This window comes from Bernardetia sp. ABR2-2B, assembly GCF_037126435.1.
In the GTDB taxonomy this organism is placed as follows: Bacteria; Bacteroidota; Bacteroidia; order Cytophagales; family Bernardetiaceae; genus Bernardetia.
In genome coordinates this window covers 2,496,581-2,517,765 of sequence record NZ_CP147020.1, presented here as the reverse complement: position 1 = coordinate 2,517,765, position 21,185 = coordinate 2,496,581, and the positions used below count along the sequence as shown (strand labels likewise).

At 31.1% G+C, this 21,185-nt stretch carries 22 protein-coding genes; 11 read left to right on the top strand and 11 right to left on the bottom strand.

Annotated elements, in window-relative coordinates; all coding sequences use genetic code 11:
- Positions 1 to 11: 11 nt before the first annotated feature.
- Together WAF17_RS10595 and WAF17_RS10590 are read right to left on the bottom strand one after the other, a co-directional pair.
- Positions 12 to 836, bottom strand: a complete 825-nt coding sequence (locus WAF17_RS10595; RefSeq protein ID WP_338769816.1) for a rhomboid family intramembrane serine protease — start codon at positions 834 to 836, stop codon at positions 12 to 14.
- Positions 837 to 954: 118 nt separating this feature from the next.
- Positions 955 to 1,668, bottom strand: coding sequence for a VTT domain-containing protein (locus tag WAF17_RS10590; protein ID WP_338769815.1), 714 nt, complete (start codon positions 1,666 to 1,668; stop codon positions 955 to 957).
- Between the two features lie 168 nt (positions 1,669 to 1,836).
- Here WAF17_RS10590 and WAF17_RS10585 point away from each other — a divergent pair, with 168 nt between their 5' ends.
- The gene (locus WAF17_RS10585; RefSeq protein ID WP_338769812.1) at positions 1,837 to 5,220 is read left to right on the top strand and encodes a two-component regulator propeller domain-containing protein; all 3,384 of its coding nucleotides are present in this window, start codon (positions 1,837 to 1,839) and stop codon (positions 5,218 to 5,220) included.
- Between the two features lie 58 nt (positions 5,221 to 5,278).
- Here the strand turns inward: WAF17_RS10585 and WAF17_RS10580 are convergent, their stop codons facing one another.
- Entirely contained in the window at positions 5,279 to 5,785 is a 507-nt protein-coding gene (locus tag WAF17_RS10580) for a pyridoxamine 5'-phosphate oxidase family protein (RefSeq protein WP_338769808.1), read from the bottom strand.
- A 22-nt stretch (positions 5,786 to 5,807) separates the two neighbouring features.
- Between WAF17_RS10580 and WAF17_RS10575 the strand changes: the two genes are divergently transcribed.
- From WAF17_RS10575 to WAF17_RS10560, 4 genes are all read left to right on the top strand, one after another.
- Positions 5,808 to 6,026 (top strand): hypothetical protein, encoded by a 219-nt coding sequence (locus tag WAF17_RS10575; RefSeq protein ID WP_338769805.1) that lies wholly within the window; start codon positions 5,808 to 5,810, stop codon positions 6,024 to 6,026.
- Between the two features lie 498 nt (positions 6,027 to 6,524).
- Positions 6,525 to 6,746 carry a hypothetical protein gene (locus WAF17_RS10570; RefSeq protein WP_338769802.1) on the top strand — a complete coding sequence of 74 codons (222 nt, stop codon included), beginning with the start codon at positions 6,525 to 6,527 and terminating at the stop codon, positions 6,744 to 6,746.
- Positions 6,736 to 7,116: a hypothetical protein gene (locus WAF17_RS10565; RefSeq protein WP_338769799.1), complete on the top strand. Its 381-nt coding sequence runs from the start codon at positions 6,736 to 6,738 to the stop codon at positions 7,114 to 7,116. The genes WAF17_RS10570 and WAF17_RS10565 overlap by 11 nt, the downstream gene beginning before the upstream one ends.
- A gap of 80 nt (positions 7,117 to 7,196) precedes the next feature.
- Positions 7,197 to 8,537 carry an NAD(P)/FAD-dependent oxidoreductase gene (locus tag WAF17_RS10560; RefSeq protein WP_338769796.1) on the top strand — a complete coding sequence of 447 codons (1,341 nt, stop codon included), beginning with the start codon at positions 7,197 to 7,199 and terminating at the stop codon, positions 8,535 to 8,537.
- Between the two features lie 104 nt (positions 8,538 to 8,641).
- Here the strand turns inward: WAF17_RS10560 and WAF17_RS10555 are convergent, their stop codons facing one another.
- The 4 genes from WAF17_RS10555 to WAF17_RS10540 all read right to left on the bottom strand — a co-directional run bounded on the left by WAF17_RS10555 (position 8,642) and on the right by WAF17_RS10540 (position 11,640).
- Positions 8,642 to 9,133 (bottom strand): hypothetical protein, encoded by a 492-nt coding sequence (locus tag WAF17_RS10555; protein WP_338769793.1) that lies wholly within the window; start codon positions 9,131 to 9,133, stop codon positions 8,642 to 8,644.
- Positions 9,134 to 9,216: 83 nt separating this feature from the next.
- Positions 9,217 to 10,074, bottom strand: coding sequence for a GNAT family N-acetyltransferase (locus WAF17_RS10550; protein WP_338769790.1), 858 nt, complete (start codon positions 10,072 to 10,074; stop codon positions 9,217 to 9,219).
- Positions 10,075 to 10,144: 70 nt separating this feature from the next.
- On the bottom strand, positions 10,145 to 11,053 hold the full coding sequence (locus WAF17_RS10545; RefSeq protein ID WP_338769787.1) for a SpoIIE family protein phosphatase: 909 nt from the start codon (positions 11,051 to 11,053) through the stop codon (positions 10,145 to 10,147).
- Positions 11,054 to 11,103: 50 nt separating this feature from the next.
- Entirely contained in the window at positions 11,104 to 11,640 is a 537-nt protein-coding gene (locus WAF17_RS10540) for a hypothetical protein (RefSeq protein WP_338769784.1), read from the bottom strand.
- A gap of 407 nt (positions 11,641 to 12,047) precedes the next feature.
- On the opposite strand from WAF17_RS10540, the gene WAF17_RS10535 reads away from it, so the two are divergent.
- Positions 12,048 to 12,731, top strand: coding sequence for a hypothetical protein (locus WAF17_RS10535; protein ID WP_338769782.1), 684 nt, complete (start codon positions 12,048 to 12,050; stop codon positions 12,729 to 12,731).
- Here WAF17_RS10535 and WAF17_RS10530 read toward each other — a convergent pair.
- Positions 12,701 to 13,789 (bottom strand): IS4 family transposase, encoded by a 1,089-nt coding sequence (locus WAF17_RS10530; RefSeq protein ID WP_338760955.1) that lies wholly within the window; start codon positions 13,787 to 13,789, stop codon positions 12,701 to 12,703. The two genes, WAF17_RS10535 and WAF17_RS10530, sit on opposite strands and share 31 nt — an antisense overlap.
- A 123-nt stretch (positions 13,790 to 13,912) precedes the next feature.
- On the opposite strand from WAF17_RS10530, the gene WAF17_RS10525 reads away from it, so the two are divergent.
- Positions 13,913 to 14,629: a hypothetical protein gene (locus WAF17_RS10525; RefSeq protein ID WP_338769779.1), complete on the top strand. Its 717-nt coding sequence runs from the start codon at positions 13,913 to 13,915 to the stop codon at positions 14,627 to 14,629.
- 51 nt (positions 14,630 to 14,680) lie between these two features.
- On the opposite strand, the gene WAF17_RS10520 is transcribed toward WAF17_RS10525, so the two are convergent.
- Entirely contained in the window at positions 14,681 to 16,288 is a 1,608-nt protein-coding gene (locus tag WAF17_RS10520; protein ID WP_338769777.1) for an NAD(P)H-hydrate dehydratase, read from the bottom strand.
- 100 nt (positions 16,289 to 16,388) lie between these two features.
- Between WAF17_RS10520 and WAF17_RS10515 the strand changes: the two genes are divergently transcribed.
- From WAF17_RS10515 to WAF17_RS10505, 3 genes are read left to right on the top strand one after another with little or no spacing between them, the layout of a single operon-like run.
- Complete coding sequence (locus WAF17_RS10515) at positions 16,389 to 17,087, top strand: hypothetical protein (protein ID WP_338769775.1); 699 nt, start codon at positions 16,389 to 16,391, stop codon at positions 17,085 to 17,087.
- Between the two features lie 53 nt (positions 17,088 to 17,140).
- Positions 17,141 to 17,851, top strand: coding sequence for a hypothetical protein (locus tag WAF17_RS10510; protein ID WP_338769772.1), 711 nt, complete (start codon positions 17,141 to 17,143; stop codon positions 17,849 to 17,851).
- A gap of 9 nt (positions 17,852 to 17,860) precedes the next feature.
- Positions 17,861 to 18,346, top strand: coding sequence for a GyrI-like domain-containing protein (locus WAF17_RS10505; protein ID WP_338769769.1), 486 nt, complete (start codon positions 17,861 to 17,863; stop codon positions 18,344 to 18,346).
- Between the two features lie 112 nt (positions 18,347 to 18,458).
- Here WAF17_RS10505 and WAF17_RS10500 read toward each other — a convergent pair whose 3' ends face one another.
- Entirely contained in the window at positions 18,459 to 19,481 is a 1,023-nt protein-coding gene (locus WAF17_RS10500; protein ID WP_338769766.1) for an MBL fold metallo-hydrolase, read from the bottom strand.
- A 122-nt stretch (positions 19,482 to 19,603) separates the two neighbouring features.
- On the opposite strand from WAF17_RS10500, the gene WAF17_RS10495 reads away from it, so the two are divergent.
- Positions 19,604 to 20,080, top strand: a complete 477-nt coding sequence (locus WAF17_RS10495) for a PaaI family thioesterase (protein WP_338769763.1) — start codon at positions 19,604 to 19,606, stop codon at positions 20,078 to 20,080.
- An 85-nt stretch (positions 20,081 to 20,165) separates the two neighbouring features.
- On the opposite strand, the gene WAF17_RS10490 is transcribed toward WAF17_RS10495, so the two are convergent.
- Entirely contained in the window at positions 20,166 to 21,083 is a 918-nt protein-coding gene (locus tag WAF17_RS10490; protein ID WP_338769759.1) for a 3-hydroxybutyryl-CoA dehydrogenase, read from the bottom strand.
- Positions 21,084 to 21,185 lie beyond the last annotated feature (102 nt).

Genomic DNA, 21,185 nt, shown 5'->3' with positions numbered 1-21,185 from the left:
GACATAAAACTCTAATTCCACCTCATCGGTTTGTCATTCTTTCCCCACAATTTAACCAAGATAATTCCAAAAATAAATCCTCCAATGTGTGCAAAGTGAGCTACATTATCCGTCGGATTGGCTTGGTAAATGGCATAAATTTCATACAACGCATAACCAAAAACAAGATATTTCGCTTTTATTGGAATAGGAGGAAAAAGTAAAACCAACTTCACATTAGCGAAAACAATCCCAAAGGCTGCCAAGATTCCAAATATTGCACCTGATGCTCCTACAGTTGGAATATTTCGTTTTGTTTGTGCCATTTCATTCATTACTCGTTTGGCTTCAATAACATAAGATTGATTTTTAGGATTTTGTCTAAACTCACCTATGAAATTATCTACCGTCGCAGGATTATAATTAAGATAACCTTCTTTGTCTATAAAAGCTGAAAATAAAGCAGGTTCTGGATGAGCCTCAAATTCAACAATTAATATTTCTCTATTTTGCACTTCCCACGCACTCGCTCCCACATGCAAAACAGCAGCTCCCAAACCTGCAATCATATATAAAGCAAGAAAGCGTTTGGAATCAAAATAAGTTTCTAAAGGAGGACCAAAAATAAAGAGTGCATACATATTTCCTAAAATATGCCACAAGCCTCCATGCAAAAACATGTGCGTAATAAGCTGATAAGGAGCAAAGCTCTCTGCACCAAAATAACGTAACCCAAACAATTGGGTCAATACATCTATTTGATTTGGGTTATTTCCTCCAAAAACAAAGTATTGCAAAGCAAAAATAGCAATATTTAGAATCAATAATACTTTTACAACAGGTGTTAGTCTAGGCATGTTTTTTTATTTTTATAACTAGACCCTAAAGGTTTTCAAAACCCTTAGGGTCTTTGTGTTTTTTTTATTTATTACTGTTTATTCTGAAAAAATGTTTTAGCTGTTCACTAATAATTAATCACTTATCACTATTTACTTCTTTCATTGAATTTCTGACCATTCTACCAATTCCAAAAATAGTAATTAAGGTCAATAAAATAATGATAATTTCGGAATATGGAAAGTCAGTTTTTGTTTCATTTTCTATCAAACTTTTTAGTGTTTGAGCTTTTGTTCCGATATAGATGGCAAAAAGAGTTCTGGGCAGCATTCCTATAAAAGAGCCTATCAAAAAAATCTTTATTGGAAAACGAATCGCTGAAAGCACCAAATTCATTACAGAAAAAGGCAAAACTGGCGATAATCTTACTAAAATAATCAATTTCCAGCTTTTTTCTTTTAAGGAAGACAAAAAACGATTTACTTTTGGTTTTTCTAGTAAATTTTTATGAATTTTTTTTCCTTCCAAAAATAATCCTAATTGATAACCTATATAAGAAGCCATCAAATAAGAAATAATCATTAAAGGCGTTCCTTCAAAACTCAAAAAATAGCCTGTCAAAAAAGCCATCAAGGTGGTAGGCATAAGCGCAAAACCCATCAAAATACTTACTGCTAAATATAGAAAAAGCCATTGCCAAAAATTCCATAGTAAGAGTTCACTTTCAAAATACAAAAGCAATACCGTAATGCCTGTACTTGCCAAAATGGGTAATAAGGCTGACAAAATTACCATACCGATGCTTCGAATATGTTTTTGTAATGTATTTAGTGCTTTGAGTAGAAAGGTCATTAAATGAAAAATAAGGTTTTGAAATAGTCTTGTTTTCTAACTAACTTCTCAAACCTATGTTTATATACTTTATTAATTTCCAAAACTCAAAAAATTTGACGTACTTCAATTTTGAAAAAAACAAAAAAGAGAGTGAATTATCTTAAAAAAAAATACTTCTTTATTTCTATGCTCAAAAAAACTACTTATTTAGTAGGTTTTTTATTTGTGCTTTTTTTTCTCTCTTTTCTAGTATTTCCTTCTTTTTGTTTCGCTCAACAAACTATTAATCTTGATTCTAAAAAAAGCCTTTCTCAATATATTTTTAGAAAATGGACTACCGAAGAAGGACTACCTTCAAATGCTATTTTAGATGTTATTCAAGACCAAAAAGGGTATATTTGGATTGCTACACACGACGGATTAGCTCGTTTTGATGGCGCAAAATTTACTTCTTATACTGTCAGAAACACACCCATTATTCGCTCTCATGCAATTCGTTCGCTTTTATCAGATTCGAAAGGAAATGTATGGATAGGCACACAACGAGGACTTTTGAAATATGAAAACAACCAACTGACTGTTCCGATAGAGCTTTCTATTATAAATGAATATAGCATTGAAGTTATTTATGAAGATAAGAAAGGTACTATTTGGATAGGAACAAGTTCGAATGGCGTTTTTTCTTACAAAGATGGACAACTAAGACCTCTTAAAGAGCTTCGTTTGCATCTTCAAGGTGCAATTTATTTTATTTTAGAAAAAGACAATTCACTTTATTTTGCTTCACAGCGTGGAGATATAGTGCGTTATCAAAATGAAAAAATAACTAGAATAGTAGATTTTGAGCAAACTAGAGGTATTTCATTTGCAAAGAATATCAATAAAAACTTGTGGGTAGGAACAGATAAAGGACTAAGACTTTTGAGAGGAGATTCTTTAGCTAACTCTCCCTATCCAAAAATAAATGCAATAAAAGATGCCTATGATATTTTGGAAGATACAAACGGTTTTTTTTGGATTGCTTCTGAAAATGGATTGTATCGGTTCAATAAAAAAACAAATAGTCTTGAAAACTACAATGAAAAGCAAGGTCTTGCAAGTAATATTCTTCAAAAACTACTTGTTGATAAAGAAGGAAATATTTGGATAGGAATGTTTAGAGGAGGGCTTGTACAGGTTTTAGATGGTAGTTTTGTAAATATTAGTCCGAGTGAAGGACTTTGTTCGAACGTAATTTATTCTATTATTCAATTTACACCTGAAAAATATTTAGTGGCAGGAGAGAGTGATTCTATTTCTATTGTCTATGGAAATACGGTCAGAAATGCCAAACTTCCTTTGCAGCTTCCTAGTCAGCGTGTTAGACATATGCTTTTCGATAGGGATTCTAGTCTTTGGATAAGTACGTATGGAGGACTTGTCAAGATTACACGAGAAAACGAACACAAAATTTATGCTCCTAATAGTGGACTTATAGATGACCACGTTCGCCTAACTTTTCAAACAAAAGACTCTACAATATGGGCAGGGACACGAAGAGCAGGTCTTTTTTATCTCACGGAAGCAGATTCGTTCAAGCAAATAGACAGTAATTTAGCTTCCGAAACCGTAATGAGTATGGCAGAAGATAAAACAGGAAAATTAATTGTCGGAACAAAAAGAGGGATTTCATTTATAGAAAACAAAATAATTACAAAACAACTTTGGGTACAAAACGGGCTCGTAAGTAATATTATTTTCTCCATTTTTGTCGATGCGAATAATATTATTTGGTTAGGTACAGATGCAGGACTTACACGTATAGAAGATGATAAAATAACGAATTTTGATGCTAGTTCAGGACTTTGTGAGGCTACTGTTTTTGATATTTTGGAAGATAATGAAGGATATTTTTGGTTGCCTTCTAATAATGGAATAATGAGAATAGCAACTAAGCAGCTCAATGATTTTGCTAGTGGAGAAAGAAAGCTTGTCGACTGTCGCTTTTTCAATCGTACTGATGGAATGAAAAGTGACCAAATGGTCGGAACAGGAAAAGGTCTTGTCGATTCTAAGGGTAATATTTGGTTTCCAACATATAGAGGTGTTGCAAAGATAAATCCTGAGACGATTGCAAAAAGAAAGAACGACTCAAAAGCAATTTTTGAAAAAATAGAAACTGATGAGAGAAAAATTTATGATTTCAGTAAAGAAATTTCCTTAGAAGCAGGAACTCAATATTTATCGATTTTCTTTACAGCCTTTGATTATCAAAACTCAGCTTCTTTAGATTTCAAATACCGTCTTATTCCTTTTGATAAAGATTGGATCGATTCTCAAAACCAGCGCAATGCAGCTTATACAAATCTTCCTCCTAACGAGTATCGTTTTGAAGTGATTACTAGAAAGGCCGATGGAAGTTGGAACGAAGAAAATCCTTCAGTTATCAATTTGATTATACAACCTCATTGGTATCAGCGTTTGGTGTTTCAAGTGGGAGGAGTTTTAGGACTGATTTTGATTTTAATTCTCGTCTATTACCTTCGTAATTTGCAGTACAAACGCAATCAAATTTATTTAGAAAGAGAAGTTACTAGTCGAACAGAAGAAATAGTAAAACAAAAAACACAACTTCAAACTCAAAAAGAAGAACTACAAGACACCGTTCAACGTCTGAATCAAACTCAAATTCATTTAGTACAGTCTGAAAAAATGGCAAGTTTGGGACAGCTTACAGCAGGGATTGCTCATGAGATAAATAATCCAATCAATTTTGTCTATGCAGGAGTTGATGCGCTTCAAGTTACATTAGATGAGTTTTTAGAGCTTATGACTTTGTATGAAGAATATGAAAGAATAGAAAAACAAGATGAGTCAGAAGTGAAAAAGAGCAAAATGAAAGAAAAGTTTGATGAAATTTTGGTCTTAAAAAAAGAAATTCAGTTTGAAGAATTAAAAGAAGATTTACACCAACTGGTAAAAGATATTCGATACGGAGCGCACCGAACGAGCGAGATTGTAAAGGGGCTGCGTACTTTTTCTAGGTTAGATGAGGTAGAATTACGATGGGCAGATTTGCATGAAAATATTGTAGCTACACTTGTTATTTTGCGTCCACAGTATAAAGACCATATTGAGATAGTTCGAAATTTTGATAGTCAGATTTCCCAAATAGAATGCTTTCCTGGTAAGCTCAATCAAGTTTTTACAAATATTATTGCAAATGCAATTCAAGCAATAGACGAACAAAGAGAGAAAAGAGAAAAAGAAGAAAAGCAATCAACTAAAAAAGACCAAATTATTATTTCTACCCAAAAACTATCCAAAGAAGAATCTCCATTAAAGATAGAAACAGCAAAAGTTTTGATTCAAGATACAGCAGGAGGAATGAACGAAGAAACAAGACAGAAGATTTTCGAACCTTTTTTTACCACAAAAGGAGTTGGACAAGGAACAGGTTTAGGACTTTCAATAAGTTTTGGATTGATAGAAAAACATCAAGGAAAGCTAGAAGTAGAAAGTACGATTGGAGAAGGAACTACGTTTTTGATTTATCTTCCAGTTGAGAGAAATGAAACCTTAGAACAGTAAAAAAAAGCACCTATAAGACTTTCAAAATCTCATAGGTGCTACTTATAGGAGCTTTAAATTACACTTTCAAATGCCCTTCAATTCCTCCATCCATTTGTTCGCCTGTCATTGCTGATGCTACAATCTTTAGCATAGAAACAACTTTTCCGTCTTTTGTATCCCAGTAATAGGCATCTTCTGGAAATACTTCAATAATTGTAAGATTTACGTCATCTTTTCCGTTTGGAAACCATGCTTTTGCTAATGGGTCCCAAATTTTATCAATTTTCTCTTTATTTTTCGAAATTGTTGCTTTTCCATAAACGCTCAAAAATTCACTATTCGAAACGTTTGAAAATGTAAGCTGAACTCGTGGGTCTAATAATATTTTTTCGTTGTGGTCGCTATCTGCTGCACTCAAAAACAAAATGTGTCCGTCGTCTGATACTTCTTGTGCTGTCATCGGACAAACCGAAAAAGGTGCTTTTGCAAGTTGAGTTGCAAACATACAAATTCGTTGGTCTTTCACGACTTCTTTCATTTTATCGATAGCTTCTTTAGCAATGAGATTTTTTACTTCTGACATGTTTTTTTCTTTAGATTAAAAAATGATATATATTAAAAATATTTCTAAATCTACTTATATCAAGAATATTGATTTAGAATATATATATGATTGTGCGTTATATATAATAGAACCTTTTTTTAAACGAAAAGTTTTGGTTTTTTCTAATTTGAACTTATTTTATTTTTTTGATTGTGAAAAGGAAGTAGAAGAAGAAGCCGAACTGAATAGTCAAATAAATAATCAATGGAATAAAAAATGAATTTGAAAAGGTAAGTATAGGTTCGTACTCATTATGGGAAAAATATCTTCTTGGAATGAAATCATGAGAAGTAGAGAGGAAATATAAACCAAATAAAATAAGTGTTGAAAAAGCACTAATATAATAATGAAGCTTTGATAGTAAAGGATTTGTTTGTCTTCTAATCAAGATTATGACGGAATAAAAGAGAAAATAAAAAATGAATGGGGAAATTAATAAACCAATAAAAAGATAAAGTGGTAATACAATATAAGTATCTTGAAACGGCATTTCTACTGCACTACTACTATCCAAGAGAAGAGAAATAAGAAATGATAGTATAATACTTACTAAAAAACCAATTTGAACTGTACGGTTTGGATGTCTGTTTTTCATAAATAATTTAAAGTCTAGTTTTTTTGTCTTTGCTTACAAATAAAGCTATTTTACAATTACTAAAAACTAAATCAGTCAAAACAACGTTTTTTAGAAAAAGTCTATCTAAATACTAAAAACAATATGAATTATCCAAAGGCAAATTACGTAGTTGATAAACAAGGACAAAAATTATTTGTTCAACTTTCTGTTTCAGAATGGGAAACATTTTTGAAGGAAGTAAAACAACTAAAAGCAGAAACAGAACTAAAAAGGCAACTAAAAGATGCTTTTAAAGAAGTAGGACAAATACAAAGAGGAGAAAAAAAAGCAACTACATTAAAGGATTTTTTGAATGAAATCTAGTATAATAATTACTGAAAATTTTAGAAGAGAGTCTAAGAAACTATTAAAAAAGTATTCTTCTTTGAAAGGAGAATTAATAGACTTAGAAGAAACTCTACTAGCAAACCCTAAAACAGGAGTACTTATAAAAGAAAATATTTATAAGGTTCGATTAGCTGTAAAAAGTAAAGGAAAGGGGAAAAGTGGTGGATTGAGAGTAATTAATTATCTAGTAAAGGTAAATATTGACGACGAGGAAGAAATTACTATTTTTTTGATGAGTATTTACGATAAATCAATACAAGAAAATATATCAGATAATCGCCTAAAAAGTTTAGTTAGTGAAGTAACAGATGAATTTTTAGATGACTTAAATCAAGAGGAAGAATAACTATTAGTTTTCTAACCAAAAAAATAAAGCTATTTTTACACTAAGCTCATTCTTTCAATCCAAAAAAAATAGCTATTTCTATGGAAACTCCTTCTTCAAAAGTTACGAATAAAAAACAAATTATTGTTGTTGGTGCAGGTGCAGCAGGACTTTATGCAGCCTCTTTATTAATAGAACAAGGACACGAAGTAACCCTCTTAGAAGCCTCTGACCGAACAGGAGGGCGAGTTTGGACAAAAACGGAGCGTTTTCCCTACAAGTTAGAAATGGGAGCAGAGTTTGTACACGGAAAAGGTACGCTATTTCACAAAATGGCAAAAAAAGCAGACAAATTACACAAAGAAGGTAATTCTTCTTTTTTGTGGCGAGATGAATTATTTTCACGCAAAAAAATCAAAAAACTGCAAGATGCCAAGCAGTATTTTTCTGATTATGAAGAGTTTTACGAAGGACATCATTTATATAAAGGCGATGATATTTCATTGAGTGATTTTTTGGAGCAGCACAACATTACGCCTACTGGTCAGCCCGATGCATATCGTTGGTATGAAGCTTTTGCTGGTGCTTTGGGAACAAACCTAAAGAGTTTAGGAATGAAATCATTAGCTATTGAAGAGTATAAATGGGAAGCTGGGGAACAAAATTATAGAATGTGTATGTCCTTTGAGAGTCTTTTGGAGGAATGGAAAGAGCAAACAAAGCCATTTTTGCAGCTAGAAAAACCTGTAATTATGATTCGTTCGTTTGCAGAAGGTGTAGAGATTATCACAAAAGATTTTCAAAATTATAGAGCAGATGCTGTTTTGGTAACTGTTCCATTGACACAATTAAAGCAAAACAAAATCATTTTCTTACCAGAACTTCCACCCAAAAAACAAGAAGCCATTGATAAAATAGGAATGGATAATTATGCAATTAAATTTTTCCTAAATTTTTCTGAAAATTTTTGGCAGAAAAAATATAATGACGGCACAGAAACAGAATATTTAGTAGGAATGGAAGCAGCAAACGAATATTGGGAAACTGTTCCGTATATAAAAAATCCTTCTACATTTGGTCTGACGGCATTTATTATGGGAGATAAAGCCAAACATTATACAGAAAATGGATTTTCAAAAGGACAGATTTTAGAAAAACTAATTGATGAGCTAGACAAACATTTTGACGGAAATGCGTCGGCTACTATTTTAGATTTTGAATATTTGGACTGGGCAAAGGTGGAATATATTGAAGGTTCTTACTCGTATGCTTCCATAGGTTCGCACAAACTTAGAAAACACTTAGCTCGTCCGATTGAAGACAAAATTTTCTTTGCAGGAGAAGCCACACATTACAACGGTCATTTTGCAACCGTTCATGGCGCACTTGAAACGGCAGAAAGGGCTGTTGAGGAGATTATGGAAACGATTAAAAAGGTTTAAGACCTGCTCAAAAGAGTAAAATAAATCCTAATTATTGAAGAAACAATAACTGGAAGCATTTCGTCTGAACAGGTCTTCAATCCTAACAAAGATATTGAAATGGACTAAAAGTCATCATCATCCTCGTCGTCTTCATCATCATCATTCTGATGTTTGTGCTTATTTTTTTTCTTCTTTTTCCATTTCTTCTTGTTTTTTCTACCTTTTGCTTTTTTATCATCTTTCATTGCTCTATATTGAGCATATTGTGTAGGGGTAAATATCCTCTTTACTTTTGCGTCAAAGGTATTATTTATTGCTTGTCTTTTATCTTTCTTGCTTGAGCCATTGCCTTTTCCCTTTAGGGCATTTTTTGCTCTCATTTGTTCTGCCATAGCAGTTTCTAATTGAGAAGTTTGTGTAGTATTTAATCCAAACTTTCTTTGCCACTGCTGTGAGCGTTTTTCTGCTTTTCCTTCTACTGTTGCATTCTTATTTCGCATTTGCCTTCCTCTTTCACTTTGAGCAAAAGTAGTTGTTAGCCCAATAAAAAAGAAGAGTAATGATAGAAGGGTAATTTTACTCATTAGATTCGATGTAGTTTTAATGATTTTCATAGTAGAGTTTAGATTAAAATGATTTTTTAGTGAAAAGAATTATTTATTAATCAAATAAGTAGTTGCAAAATGAAGACCAAAGGTTATTTTATCAAATTCATTTCCATTTCATATTGGTCAATTATATTTTCGATGCCTACTGAATCAAGAAAATTGATCTTATCTTCAAATTTTGTGTCAATATTATTGATTTTGATGAAGGGAGAAATATCTTTGACAGCAGAAAAAAGCCTTTGATAAGCTAGTTTTTTAGATTGCTTTTCATTTACCAAAACTTCAAATTGTGCGATATATCCATTACTAGGGTTTATGACAAAGAAGGATTCCAATCTATTTTCTAAGCCGTTTTTATTCCAAATTTGATAATACGTATAGTTTCCATTCTTGATAATCTTAAAGTGATTGTCCCAAGAATAAGCATCTTGATTTGGAAGTTCTGACCAGTCTATATCTGAATAATTTACTTTTTTGACTTCAAAATTATCTCTAAACTGATTTTCAATGTTGATTTCTCCAGCAAAGCATTTGTAGCGTTTCGTTATTTTAAAGCCAGTATTTTGATAAGATTTTATAGCTTTTGTGTTTTCTGTAATCACTTCCAAGATAGACCTCTTAACTCCATTATTTTGTAAATCATCAATAGCATAGTCATAAATAGATTGAACAATTTTCTGTCCTCTGTAAGAAGGAGTTACACCTGTTCCTGTGTTGTAAGCAATTTTTTTTTGGTTTCTCTCATCAATAGCATGAATGATAAAACCAACTAATTTTTCATTATCAAACATTCCATAAGAAAGACGATAATCTACCTTTGCTGTTTTCCATCTCTGTTTATAATACTCTATATCAGTAGGCATTTTGACAAAATAGTTTTCAAAAGAAAGTAAAAAACATTCTATTAAAGTATCAAAATTGGTTTCACTTAAATTTCTGATTTCCATAAAGATTAATTTAATTGGGGTAAGAAACAGATTATTAACCCCCAATCTAACTTAAATAAGAAAGTAAAACTTATAATTTTATACCTAAAACTGTAATATCATCACGTTGTTCAGTTCCTTCTTGGTGTTTATCTAATGCAATTTCTAATTGCTTTTTTTGCTCATGAAGTGGTAAATGATTTATTTCGGACAACATTGTTATCAATTGTAAGCTAGAGAATTTTTCATTGTCTTTATTATTTTGGTCAGCGAAACCATCAGTAGTTAAATATAGTGTAGTTCCTTTTTCTAAAAACAAAGTTTCTACTTCAAAAGGTTTTAATATTTTATGAGTTATTCCACCTATAGAACGGCGAGTTCCTTTGAGTTGTTCAATTTTATTTGAGGAGGGGTTTGTATAATATAGTGGACGTTTCGCTCCAGAAAAAGAAACTTGTACTTTGTCCTCTAGTTTAGTAATAACACAAAGAGCGATATCCATTCCATCCGAATTATTAGAACTATTCTGTTTTAAAGCTATTTGAGTAAGCTTATGTGTTTCTTCTAATATAGTATCAGGGTTAGAGAGACTTTTTTTAAGTACAATATCATTAAGAATATAAAAAGAAATTAGAGACATAAAAGCACCAGGAACTCCATGACCAGTGCAATCTCCAACGGCTAAAAATATAGTATTACTATCAGACTTGTTTTCTAACCAATAAAAATCTCCCGAGACAATATCTTTTGCACGATATAAGATAAAATGATCCACAAAAAAGCTATTTATTTTTTTGGAAAAAGGCAACATAGCCTGTTGTATTGTTTTAGCATACCTAATACTGTCAGTAATTTTTAAATTTTTGTGTTCTAGGTTTCTAAGTATTGTATCTAGCTCTACATTTTTTAATGCTAAATTATCATTAATGGTAACTATTTCTTCTTGCTGTTGGCGTATTTCTTCATTTTGTGTAAGTATTTCATTATTTGTTTGAAGCAAATGGCTAACTAAAATGTTTTTTTCTTTTTCGTATATAAAAACAATACAAATTAAATAAATAAAAATAATATTGAATTAAGATTAAATAGAAGTGTCTTTGAGTCTGATAACTGCACTAACGACGAGTGAGGATAACTATATCCAAAAAATGGAATTCCAAAATAAATAAATAGGGTTATTATTGTAATCCCCCCCCAAATAACTCCTGAGGATTTATTAGCATATAAAAATGCTGATATGGGAGAAACAATGAACCAAATTACTAAAGAAGTTGAGTTAAAAGCTAAAATAATAAGACATAAAAATTCAAGGTATGCTATTGTAGCAATCAAATTTCCTGTAATTACAAAATTACCTTTTTTCTTATAAAAAAAATATACTATTAAGCTAAATATAAGCATAAGAGCATTAATATAACTCCCCATATAATTGGATAATATCCAATGGATAGGAATGCCAATAATCATAAATAAGATAACAACCAAAAGTGTCCAACCAATCAACCGAGCCTTTCTGTACTCATCAGTGCCATTATCTATGGAAAGAAGTTTTGTTGGTATAATGTATTTATCTATATTTAAATTCATTTAAGTGTCTTAAAAATTACTGTATTACTTATTGTTTTCTCAATTCTGTTTTGATAGGTAACACAATTAAAGAAAATTTTACTAAAAAAGCAAGAGTATTTGTGCTTGATATTAAGAAATTTTACATTAAAGGAATTTCGTAAAATATCTGTTACTTTTACCTTATTACAAGATTAAAAATGTAATGGTTATTTATACACAACTAAAAAATAACATGAAATATCATATTCTAGCATTACTGATTTTCTCTATTTTTTTTTATTTCATGTTCGGAGAATAAAAAAGAACAAACCAAGAAAATCAAAACAACTGTTTTCAATGAAAGTCCTGTCGATAATGCTTATTCTTCATTAAGACCCGAAAAGCAAAGTTTTGAAATTGATACTAGTAAACCTGTTACGCTTGAAATGAAAGCAGGAACTCAGATTTTTATTCCACAAAACAGCTTTGTAGATACCAATGGCAAACCTATTGAAGGAAAAGTAACTATAGAAGTTGTGGAAGCCTTCGAATTATCTGATTTTATTACTTCTGGACTGACGACACTTTCTGATGATAAACTTCTTCTTTCGAATGGAATGTTATTTATTGATGCCACGACAGACGGAAATTCCCTACAATTACAAGAAGGAAAAGAACTTACCGTTTCGATGCCAACAATGGGAAATATAAGCAAAGAAGGTTTTCAAATGTTCACAGGAAATGGTACAAATTGGAAAGTAGATAGCTCTATGCTAGAAGAAGAATATTTAATTCCTTTGCCTTTGGAGTTGCTTTATCCTGAGGGGAATGAGTGGTTAAAATATTTTTGGGTTGTAGATGGAAAATATTGTAGTTACGATACGACTCTAATTAATTTCACAAATCCAAAGTATGAAAATACGATTATAGCTACTCAAGATTTTAAAAATAGATTTTGGCTTTTATTTCACATGATTGATATTATGAGTTGGGAAAATAATGATTATTGGAATTATGTAAACTGCTCAAAAATAAATCTTAATTACACTATAACAAACATATATTATCAAAATAAAAGAGAACCTTTGTGGTATTTAGCTTACTCCATTGACAAAACTTTAATTTTTTGATCAAATTTAGTTTCACTAGTCATTGGATTATTGAGTATTTTTTTAATTTCTATTAATCCATATCTGAAAAAAGAGTATTCATTATATCCATTTGAACAGACTCTTATTTTTGTTTTTTTATGTTTCCATTCTCCTACTTTGTAACACCAAACAAAGGCAATGGAACACAAAGCAATTAATTTAGCTATTTTATTTGGTTCTGTTAATTTTGTATTTTCTAAGTTAAAACCTTGTGATTTTAGTGCTTTAAACAACGTTTCGATTTCCCAACGTTGTTTATAAATTTCAAAAATATTATCCAATAAAACAGGTGATGCTAAATAAATATATCCTTTTTGTGTTCGACTTACAGATAAATATACCTCTGCTTCATTGACTACAAATGTTCCATCTAGTTGATAGGTTTCTGAAATCGAAAGCCCTCTACACCATGCTACAATAGACTTTGTTTTCCCTTTTCTAGTAGCTTTAAAGTTAGATTTTATACGCATTACAAAATCAAATTTTTTTGTAGCTAAATAGAAAAACCATTTTTTACCTATAAACTCTCTATCTGCTACAAGAGCAGTAATAGATAAATTAGGAAATTGATTTAAGAAATCTTCTATCAAATCAATTCGTTGTTGAGTAGCTGAATTTCCTGTCCTCGAAAGTACAGACCAACAAAGAGGAATAGATACCCCTTTATGAGCTGCTGAGAGAAGCAAAATATTAATATGCTCTTTTCCAACTTTCCAATTCGTTCTATCCAAACACAGTACGATATTTTCCCATTGTTCAATGCCTTCTAAGGAAATAATCAAATTAGTAATTGCTTGAAAATCAAGCTCATAATAATTTAAAAAGCGTTCTATACGACGTAAAGAAGAACTGTATTCTACATTCCTTTCAAACGCAGTTGCAATTTGAATTAAACCTCCTAGACCTACCTTTATAACAGCTATTACAAAAAGACCTATAAATTGAACTCGGGCTAAATGAAACCCTTTTAAATGAGAAGATAAAACACTAACTAATTTTGTAACTTTACCACTAGAAGCATACTTTGCTTTCGCCATAATTGAGAAAATTTTGTGAGAAAAATTTTGTGAGAAACTCAATTATGGCTTTTTTTTATCTAAATTTAAAATCTTTTGTCAGAGGACTGAGGGTATTTAGATTCAATAGCTAAAACTACTTATTTGAAATATATAAATGGAAATAGAGAAAAGTTAAAAAAATATTTCCAAAACTCTGATGAATTTATCAATAACCATATTGACTATCCTTTAAAATATTTCCCAAAAGAAGAACGAAGAGAACTAAAAATCATAAAGAATTACGGAATAGATTTGAATGCTAAAGATGCTTACCAAAAGCTAGTTGATTTAAAAGTTTCAGAAAAAGAAATAAGTGAAATTTTGGAGTATAATCTTAGAAGAGAAGCACTCATTCAAGAATTAAAAAATCAAAAACAAGCTATGGAAGACCAAAAGGCAGTTACAAAACTCTATGAAAAAACTGTCTTTGCTGTCAAAAAACTAGGTTGGATTAATTGTGATAGGTTTTATGATGATCCAAAAGCAGGGAAAGCTGAAATATTACTAGCCAATACATCTAATACTAAATTGAATTTTATAGATTTTTCTTTAGTAATTCCAGATATGAATGTCCGATTGATGAGTTTTAAAAGAAATAATGGTTTGTATTCTTTTACGAAAGAAAATGAAATTTATACAAAACTACCCATCGGAAAAGAGGCTGTTGTGGTAGGAGTTTCTGTTCAAAATGATTCTATCTTTTATGCTTCCAAGAAAATAAAAATCAAAGATGGAATTAGTCTTGATATGAATATGAAATATATTTCAAGTCAAAATTTGAAAGATTCATTAGAATTAATAGTGAAGAAAACAATGTAAAATCCTGCATTTCATCATAAAAATCACTTGCTAATCAGTTACAAAAGTAATTCAAATCATCTTAAAAACATTCCCCAATTCTTCAATCAAATCAGAAGGAAGCATAGCTTCACTAGATTTATTTTTTGCTGCCAGTTCTCCAGCTTTTCCATGTAAAAAAACACTAAGCAACAGACTTTCTTCCGAATTATAACCTTGCGCCAAAAGTGAAGTCAAGATTCCTGTCAAAACATCGCCACTTCCACCAGTCGCCATTCCAATATCACCAAAAGAGCTGTGATAAATATCTCCATTGGGTAGAGCTAAAGCCGAAAAAGAGCCTTTGAGTAAAATATAAACTTGATATTCTTTAGCTAAATTTCTTAAAAGTCGGTGTCTTTCTTCTGCTGATGAAGTTTTTCCAAAAAGCCGTTCAAATTCTTTTGGGTGTGGTGTCAAGATTGAGTTTTTGGGAACAAAATCTAACCAATCAGTATCATTATTTTCATAATTTCTGTTCTTAGCCAAAATATTAAGTGCATCAGCATCAATGACGATAGGATAATCAACATTTCTCAAAATTTGTAAAAGGAGTTTTTTTGTTTTTTTAGCCGTTCCAATACCACAACCAATTCCGATAGTTTTGTAATCACTCAATTTTTCTACTAACTCATCTGAAAAAGAATTCAAAACATATTTATTTTTCTTCTTACTTTTCTCAAAATCATCTACCAAAATCATCGCTTCTGGAACTGAACTTTGAAGTGGAATAACTCCACATTTTGGCGTTCGGATAGATAAAAGACCGATTCCACTTCGAAGAGCAGTCTTTGCAGAAAGCTGTGCTGCGCCTATTTTTCCATAACTTCCCACAATCAAAAGTGCATGTCCAAAAGTTCCTTTGTGTCCTGTTCGGCTGCGAGGTTTGTAAATCTGTTTTGCTTTTTGAGTAGTGAGCCAGTAGTTTTGAGCATCTAATTTTTCAATGAAATTTTTATCCAACCCAATGTCTAATACTTCAAAATTACCTACAAATTCACTGTATTCATCAAAGAAAAAAGATAATTTTGGACTTTGAAAAGTAAGTGTATGCGTTGCTTTTATGGTCATATTTTTATCAAAACGCTGTTCTTTACTTTGGTTTTCATCTGCAAAAAGACCAGAGGGAATATCTATCGAAATTACATTTTTGTTGGAGTGTTGATTTATAAATTCAATTGTTTTTCCTGCAATTCCTTCAGGAACTCTATTTAATCCATATCCAAAAATAGCATCGATAATCCAATCGTTTTTAGAAATAGAATTTAGTTGCTCTAAATCTTCCTCTGTCTTTATTTCTGTGATTTTGATATTCGAAACTTCTTGTATTCTTTCAAAGTTAGCTTCAAAATCTTCGCTTCGTTTATCTGAAAAAGCTACTACATACACATTTATTTGAAAGGCAAAGTTTGAGAGGAGTCTAGCAAGTACAAGTCCGTCGCCACCATTATTTCCAATGCCACAAAAAATATGAAATTCTGTATTTATTAAATCATTATGAAGATTCTGACCAAAGTAATTCTGAATCCAATAAAAAGCCTTTTTTGATGCCCTTTCCATTAAATCTAAGGAAGAAACAGGCTCATTTTTGATAGTTTCTTGGTCGGCTAAAGCCATTTGTTTTGCTGATAGAATTTTCATGTTTTGCTCTGTTTGTATTTTTGAGATTCTTTCGTGTTACTAATCTACTATTTTTGAATTAAAATAGAAAGACTTTATTTTATCTTGAATCCATTCAAAAATGAAAATTTTTATCTATTTATCAATTTGTATCAGTAGTTTCTTTTTTCCTAAAACAGTTTTTTCTCAAAATAATGACCTAGAATGTCAGCAAGGAATTGATAGTGCAAAAGTGCATATTGAAAAAGGAAACTATACCTACTTAGTTTTTGGATTAAATTCTAGTAATTCTTATACTTTCGGAAGGCTATTGTATAAAGACTATGGAATAAATGTAGCTTATATGGGTTGTATTGTCTATCAAGAACCAGAATGTTATTCAAATTATATGAAAGAAAAAATCAAAGAAAAATTCGGTTCAACGATAATTGAAAAAACATGGCAAAAAGCAAAATATATGGATAGTGTGGGGTTGGGAGATAGAAATTCCGTTTTTGAAGAAGGAAATGAAAAAATGAATGAGTTTATTTATTCCAATTTGAAGTGGTACAAACTAGATTTTTATGAAAGTAAATACCAAAATAAAGAGGACAAAAAATACAGGGCTTTTGCACAAATACATATTGACACTCTAGGAAATGTAAAGGTAGATTCAATCGTCAGAATACATTCTCTAGAATTCAGACAGGAAGTAAAACGAGTAATTGAAATATTGCCAAAATGGACAACTGCCACAAAAAATGGAAAAATAATAGAGCAAAAATTTAGTTTAGCTCTATCTTTCTCAGAGGAAATTAGAAAAAAGTATAATAAAGAGTAGAGAGTTAAATTATTCTTCGTTACTTAATGCTAGTATAATTTAAAAAAATAATAATGACTATTTCTATGAAGGTGCTTTTTGTCTTAATTAGTCTTCTGCTATTTTCTTGTTCTTTGAGAACTGAAAAGAGTAAAGATAAAGTTACAACTTTACAACAAGCAAAACTAATAAAAACAGAAAGTAATAAACAAGTAGAAAAACATGATTCTTGGGAAGAAAGACAAGATTCTCTTCGAAATGTTCTGCTTGAATCAAAATCTAATGCTATTCTAAAATCTGACTTCTTTCAAGAATTTTATATTAGAAATCTAGTAAAGCAAGTAAATGATAAAATTGAATTTAAACTTCCTTTTGACCTTCATAGTTTTGATTGTGGCGCACCTGATTGTTATTCTACAAATCTAAGTTTTGAAATTCCAGTCAAAACTCCAGTTGAATTTCCGAAGCAAATTATTTGTCAGTTTCTAGAAAAAGGGTGTGTGGAAAAAGAAACGGCCATACAAGTCAAATTTGAACTAGTAGAAAATTTGCCTACTTATGTCAATTATTATTCTAAAACTGCAAAATCAAATTTGATTTTGATAGGAGATAAGAAAAACTCAAGTATTTATTATTTTGTTGATGTAGAACCAAATTCAATAAAAGTTGATTTGATAAATGATATTTTGAGTGAATATGATGAGGAAAATCCAAATTCCATTGTGCCTTATAGAAGTTGGAAAATGCTTACTAATGAATATGAAAATTTTTTAGAAAATAAATAAAGTGTAGAAATGAATCCAAAAATCAAAATCCTTCCTGCGAAAAGATTAATTGGTAACTCTTTAAAAATGTCTTTGTCAGATAATAAGACAATGGAGTTATGGCAGAGCTTTATGCCTAAAAAAAAGATGATTAAACATACTATTGGAAAAGATTTATATTCTATTCAAATTTATGATAAATCGTTAGATTTTAAAGATTTTAATCCAAAAACAGAATTTACAAAATGTGCCATGATTGAAGTAGATTTCTTTGAAGATATTCCACAAGGAATGGAAAAACGAGTTTTGGAAGGTGGTTTGTACGCTGTATTTTTATATAAAGGTTTGCCCAAAGACTTTCCAAAAATGGCACAATATGTTTTTGAAGAGTGGTTGCCAAACTCAGCCTATCAACTAGATACAAGAGAGCATTTTGAAGTTTTGGGAGAAAAATATAACTCAACAAATGAAAACTCAGAAGAGGAAGTTTGGATTCCAATTAAAGCATCTGTCTAAGAGTTTACTTTATAAATGTGTTTGTCGGTATCGCTGCGCTAAAACACTGACAAAGGCTATGGAAGTGGTTTGAGTATTATATTTTTTCCTAACATCATTGATTTCTGAAAATCTACAAATAAATGACTTCTCCAATTTTGGGAACAGTCAGTTTTTCAGAAAGGTTTTGTTTTTTCATTTCTGAAGTTAGCCATTTTATAGGTTCTCCAAGTGGTTCGTCTGCCAAATCGAATGTTCCATAGTGCATCGGAATCATTGTTTTTCCTTTTGTTTCTTGAAATGCTTTTACGGCTTCTTCTGGGTTGATGTGTGCATTTTGCATCATAAATGAAGGTTTGTAAGCTCCTATTGGCATAACGACCGTACCTGCAGCACCCAAAATTTTCTCTATTCTTTTGAAGTGATTTGCATAGGCTGTATCTCCGACAAAGAATAATTTGTGGTCGTTACTTTCCAACCAAAAGCCACCCCAAAGCATTTCATTAAAATCAAATAAACCTCTTCTACACCAGTGTTTGGAAGGTAAAAAATTGATATTTATTCCTTTTTTTGTCTTGAACTGTTGATACCAACCTGCTTCTTGTATTTTTAAGTCTTTCGAAACCTGTCTATGCAGAAAATCAGCCGTTTCTAATGGAACAAGAAATTCCATAGCAGGATTTTGAGGAATCAGCTTTTTAAGAGAAGGAATATCCAAATGGTCACGGTGATTATGAGAAAGAAGTAAATAATCAATATTCTTGATTTCAGAAATCTTACAAGGGAGTGAAGATTTGCGAGGAACAAAAGGCATACTTTCCAAGCAAGGGTCTGTGAGAAAATTAATTCCGTTTAGACGAATAAAAAAACAAGCGTGTCCGAGCCAAACAATACAATCTTTTGTTTCTTCAAAAAGTGTAGCGTTTGGAATCGTCTCTACACTAAAATTTTCATTTTTCTTTTCTTCTTTTTGTGGATTGGTTTGAAGTTGCCATTTCAAAACTGTTGCTAGAGAAGTTTCTTCATTTTGAGTTGCTCCTTCATTACAAAAGACACCATCAAAAAGAGGATTTCCTTCGTAATAATTTTCAAACTCATTCTCTCTATCAATGATAAAATCTAACTCTGGATTAAATCTTCGGCTTATTTTTGACATTTTTTTATTTTTTAGTAAGTTAAACTTATTTCTTGTTTTAATCTAGTAAAATTATATTTGCTATATTGAGAAACTGTTTGAAAATAAAGCAGTATTTATTAAAAATCAACCATTACCAATCTATGGAAAAAATAAAAGAAGACAAAAAAGGCTTTTTTACAGATAATAAAAATCACACACAGCTTATAGAACTCTATAATCAATTCAATTTTTTTGCAAAAGATAATGGAATGACATTAGAGATAAAAGAAGTAGGTCATGCAATTTCTGAAATGAAGATTGTAGAAAAGCATCAAAGCGCACCAGGGCATTGTCATGGAGGTGTAATTTCTGGACTTATGGATGCAACTTTAGGAGGCTCGGCTTTGAGTTATGCCTTTGCTCAAGGAAAACTATGTGCGACAGTAGAATTTAAAATCAATTATTTTCTGCCTGTCAAGCTTCACGATGAACTGATTGCAGAAGCAAATCTAGAACATACAGGAAACCGTCTTGTTCATACTGTTTGTGATATAAAAAACAAAAAAACAGGAAAAGTAGTAGCCAAAGGAATAGGAACATTTAATCTCTATCCTATGAATAAACAGACCTTTGAATGATGAATTATTAATGGTAAATTATGAATGAAATAGAATTAAGATAACCTCAGTTATAATTTATCATTCACAATTTACCATTATTTTTTTATGCTTCTTGTGAAGTTTTGTTTGATTTCTTCTCAAAACGTTTTGCTACTTTCAAATCTTTCATTCCATTTGACCAATCATAAAAACCATTACCTGATTTTGCGCCTTTGTGTCCTGCATTTACCATATTTACTAAGAGTGGACACGGAGCATACTTTGGATTTCCGAAGCCTTCAAATAATACTTCTAAAATAGAACGACATACATCAAGACCAATAAAATCAGCTAACTGTAAAGGTCCCATTGGGTGCGACATTCCTAATTTCATTACTGTATCAATTTCTTCTACACCAGCAACACCTTCATAAAGTGCATAAATTGCCTCATTAATCATTGGCATCAAAATACGATTCGATACAAATCCTGGATAATCACTTACTTCAACAGGAATTTTGCCTAAATTTTTAGACATTTCCATAATTCTGTTTGTGATTTCATCAGACGTAGAATAGCCACGAATTACCTCAACAAGTTTCATGACAGGAACAGGATTCATAAAGTGCATTCCGATTACTTTTTCTGGGCGTTGGGTAGCTCCAGCAATACGAGTAATAGAAATAGAGGAGGTATTTGTTGCCAAAATTGTTTTTTCATCACAAACCTTATCTAGGTTCTCAAAAATTTTGAGCTTAATTTCCATATTTTCAGTAGCAGCTTCTACTACCAAATCTACTCCTTTTACGCCTTCCTCAACTTTCGTAAATGTTTTTATTCTTTTGAGTGTAGCTATTTTTTCTTCTTCTGACAAAACACCTTTTTTTACCTGACGGTCAAGGTTTTTGCCTATTGTATTCAAGCCTTTTGTAAGGGCATTTTCAGAAATATCAATAAAAGATACTTGATGATTATTTTGAGCAAAAACGTGAGCAATTCCGTTTCCCATAGTTCCTGCACCGATGACTGCGATATGATTCATAGTTGTAGAGTTTGTTTCAGTTTTATATTATAATCTTGAATTTACTAATTATGAGTTGATTAGTATTGTTTTTACAAAGATAACTTTTAAAGTCTAAATTTA

Coding starts and splice junctions, on each gene's coding strand:
- WAF17_RS10515 (WP_338769775.1), top strand. CDS start 16,389: ATGAAAATTTTTATCTATTTATCAATTTGTATCAGTAGTTTCTTTTTT.
- WAF17_RS10595 (WP_338769816.1), bottom strand. CDS start 836: ATGCCTAGACTAACACCTGTTGTAAAAGTATTATTGATTCTAAATATT.
- WAF17_RS10510 (WP_338769772.1), top strand. CDS start 17,141: ATGACTATTTCTATGAAGGTGCTTTTTGTCTTAATTAGTCTTCTGCTA.
- WAF17_RS10505 (WP_338769769.1), top strand. CDS start 17,861: ATGAATCCAAAAATCAAAATCCTTCCTGCGAAAAGATTAATTGGTAAC.
- WAF17_RS10570 (WP_338769802.1), top strand. CDS start 6,525: ATGAATTATCCAAAGGCAAATTACGTAGTTGATAAACAAGGACAAAAA.
- WAF17_RS10575 (WP_338769805.1), top strand. CDS start 5,808: ATGATATATATTAAAAATATTTCTAAATCTACTTATATCAAGAATATT.
- WAF17_RS10555 (WP_338769793.1), bottom strand. CDS start 9,133: ATGAAAATCATTAAAACTACATCGAATCTAATGAGTAAAATTACCCTT.
- WAF17_RS10535 (WP_338769782.1), top strand. CDS start 12,048: ATGAAAGCAGGAACTCAGATTTTTATTCCACAAAACAGCTTTGTAGAT.
- WAF17_RS10540 (WP_338769784.1), bottom strand. CDS start 11,640: ATGAATTTAAATATAGATAAATACATTATACCAACAAAACTTCTTTCC.
- WAF17_RS10495 (WP_338769763.1), top strand. CDS start 19,604: ATGGAAAAAATAAAAGAAGACAAAAAAGGCTTTTTTACAGATAATAAA.
- WAF17_RS10490 (WP_338769759.1), bottom strand. CDS start 21,083: ATGAATCATATCGCAGTCATCGGTGCAGGAACTATGGGAAACGGAATT.
- WAF17_RS10520 (WP_338769777.1), bottom strand. CDS start 16,288: ATGAAAATTCTATCAGCAAAACAAATGGCTTTAGCCGACCAAGAAACT.
- WAF17_RS10585 (WP_338769812.1), top strand. CDS start 1,837: ATGCTCAAAAAAACTACTTATTTAGTAGGTTTTTTATTTGTGCTTTTT.
- WAF17_RS10500 (WP_338769766.1), bottom strand. CDS start 19,481: ATGTCAAAAATAAGCCGAAGATTTAATCCAGAGTTAGATTTTATCATT.
- WAF17_RS10580 (WP_338769808.1), bottom strand. CDS start 5,785: ATGTCAGAAGTAAAAAATCTCATTGCTAAAGAAGCTATCGATAAAATG.
- WAF17_RS10560 (WP_338769796.1), top strand. CDS start 7,197: ATGGAAACTCCTTCTTCAAAAGTTACGAATAAAAAACAAATTATTGTT.
- WAF17_RS10565 (WP_338769799.1), top strand. CDS start 6,736: ATGAAATCTAGTATAATAATTACTGAAAATTTTAGAAGAGAGTCTAAG.
- WAF17_RS10590 (WP_338769815.1), bottom strand. CDS start 1,668: ATGACCTTTCTACTCAAAGCACTAAATACATTACAAAAACATATTCGA.
- WAF17_RS10530 (WP_338760955.1), bottom strand. CDS start 13,789: ATGGCGAAAGCAAAGTATGCTTCTAGTGGTAAAGTTACAAAATTAGTT.
- WAF17_RS10550 (WP_338769790.1), bottom strand. CDS start 10,074: ATGGAAATCAGAAATTTAAGTGAAACCAATTTTGATACTTTAATAGAA.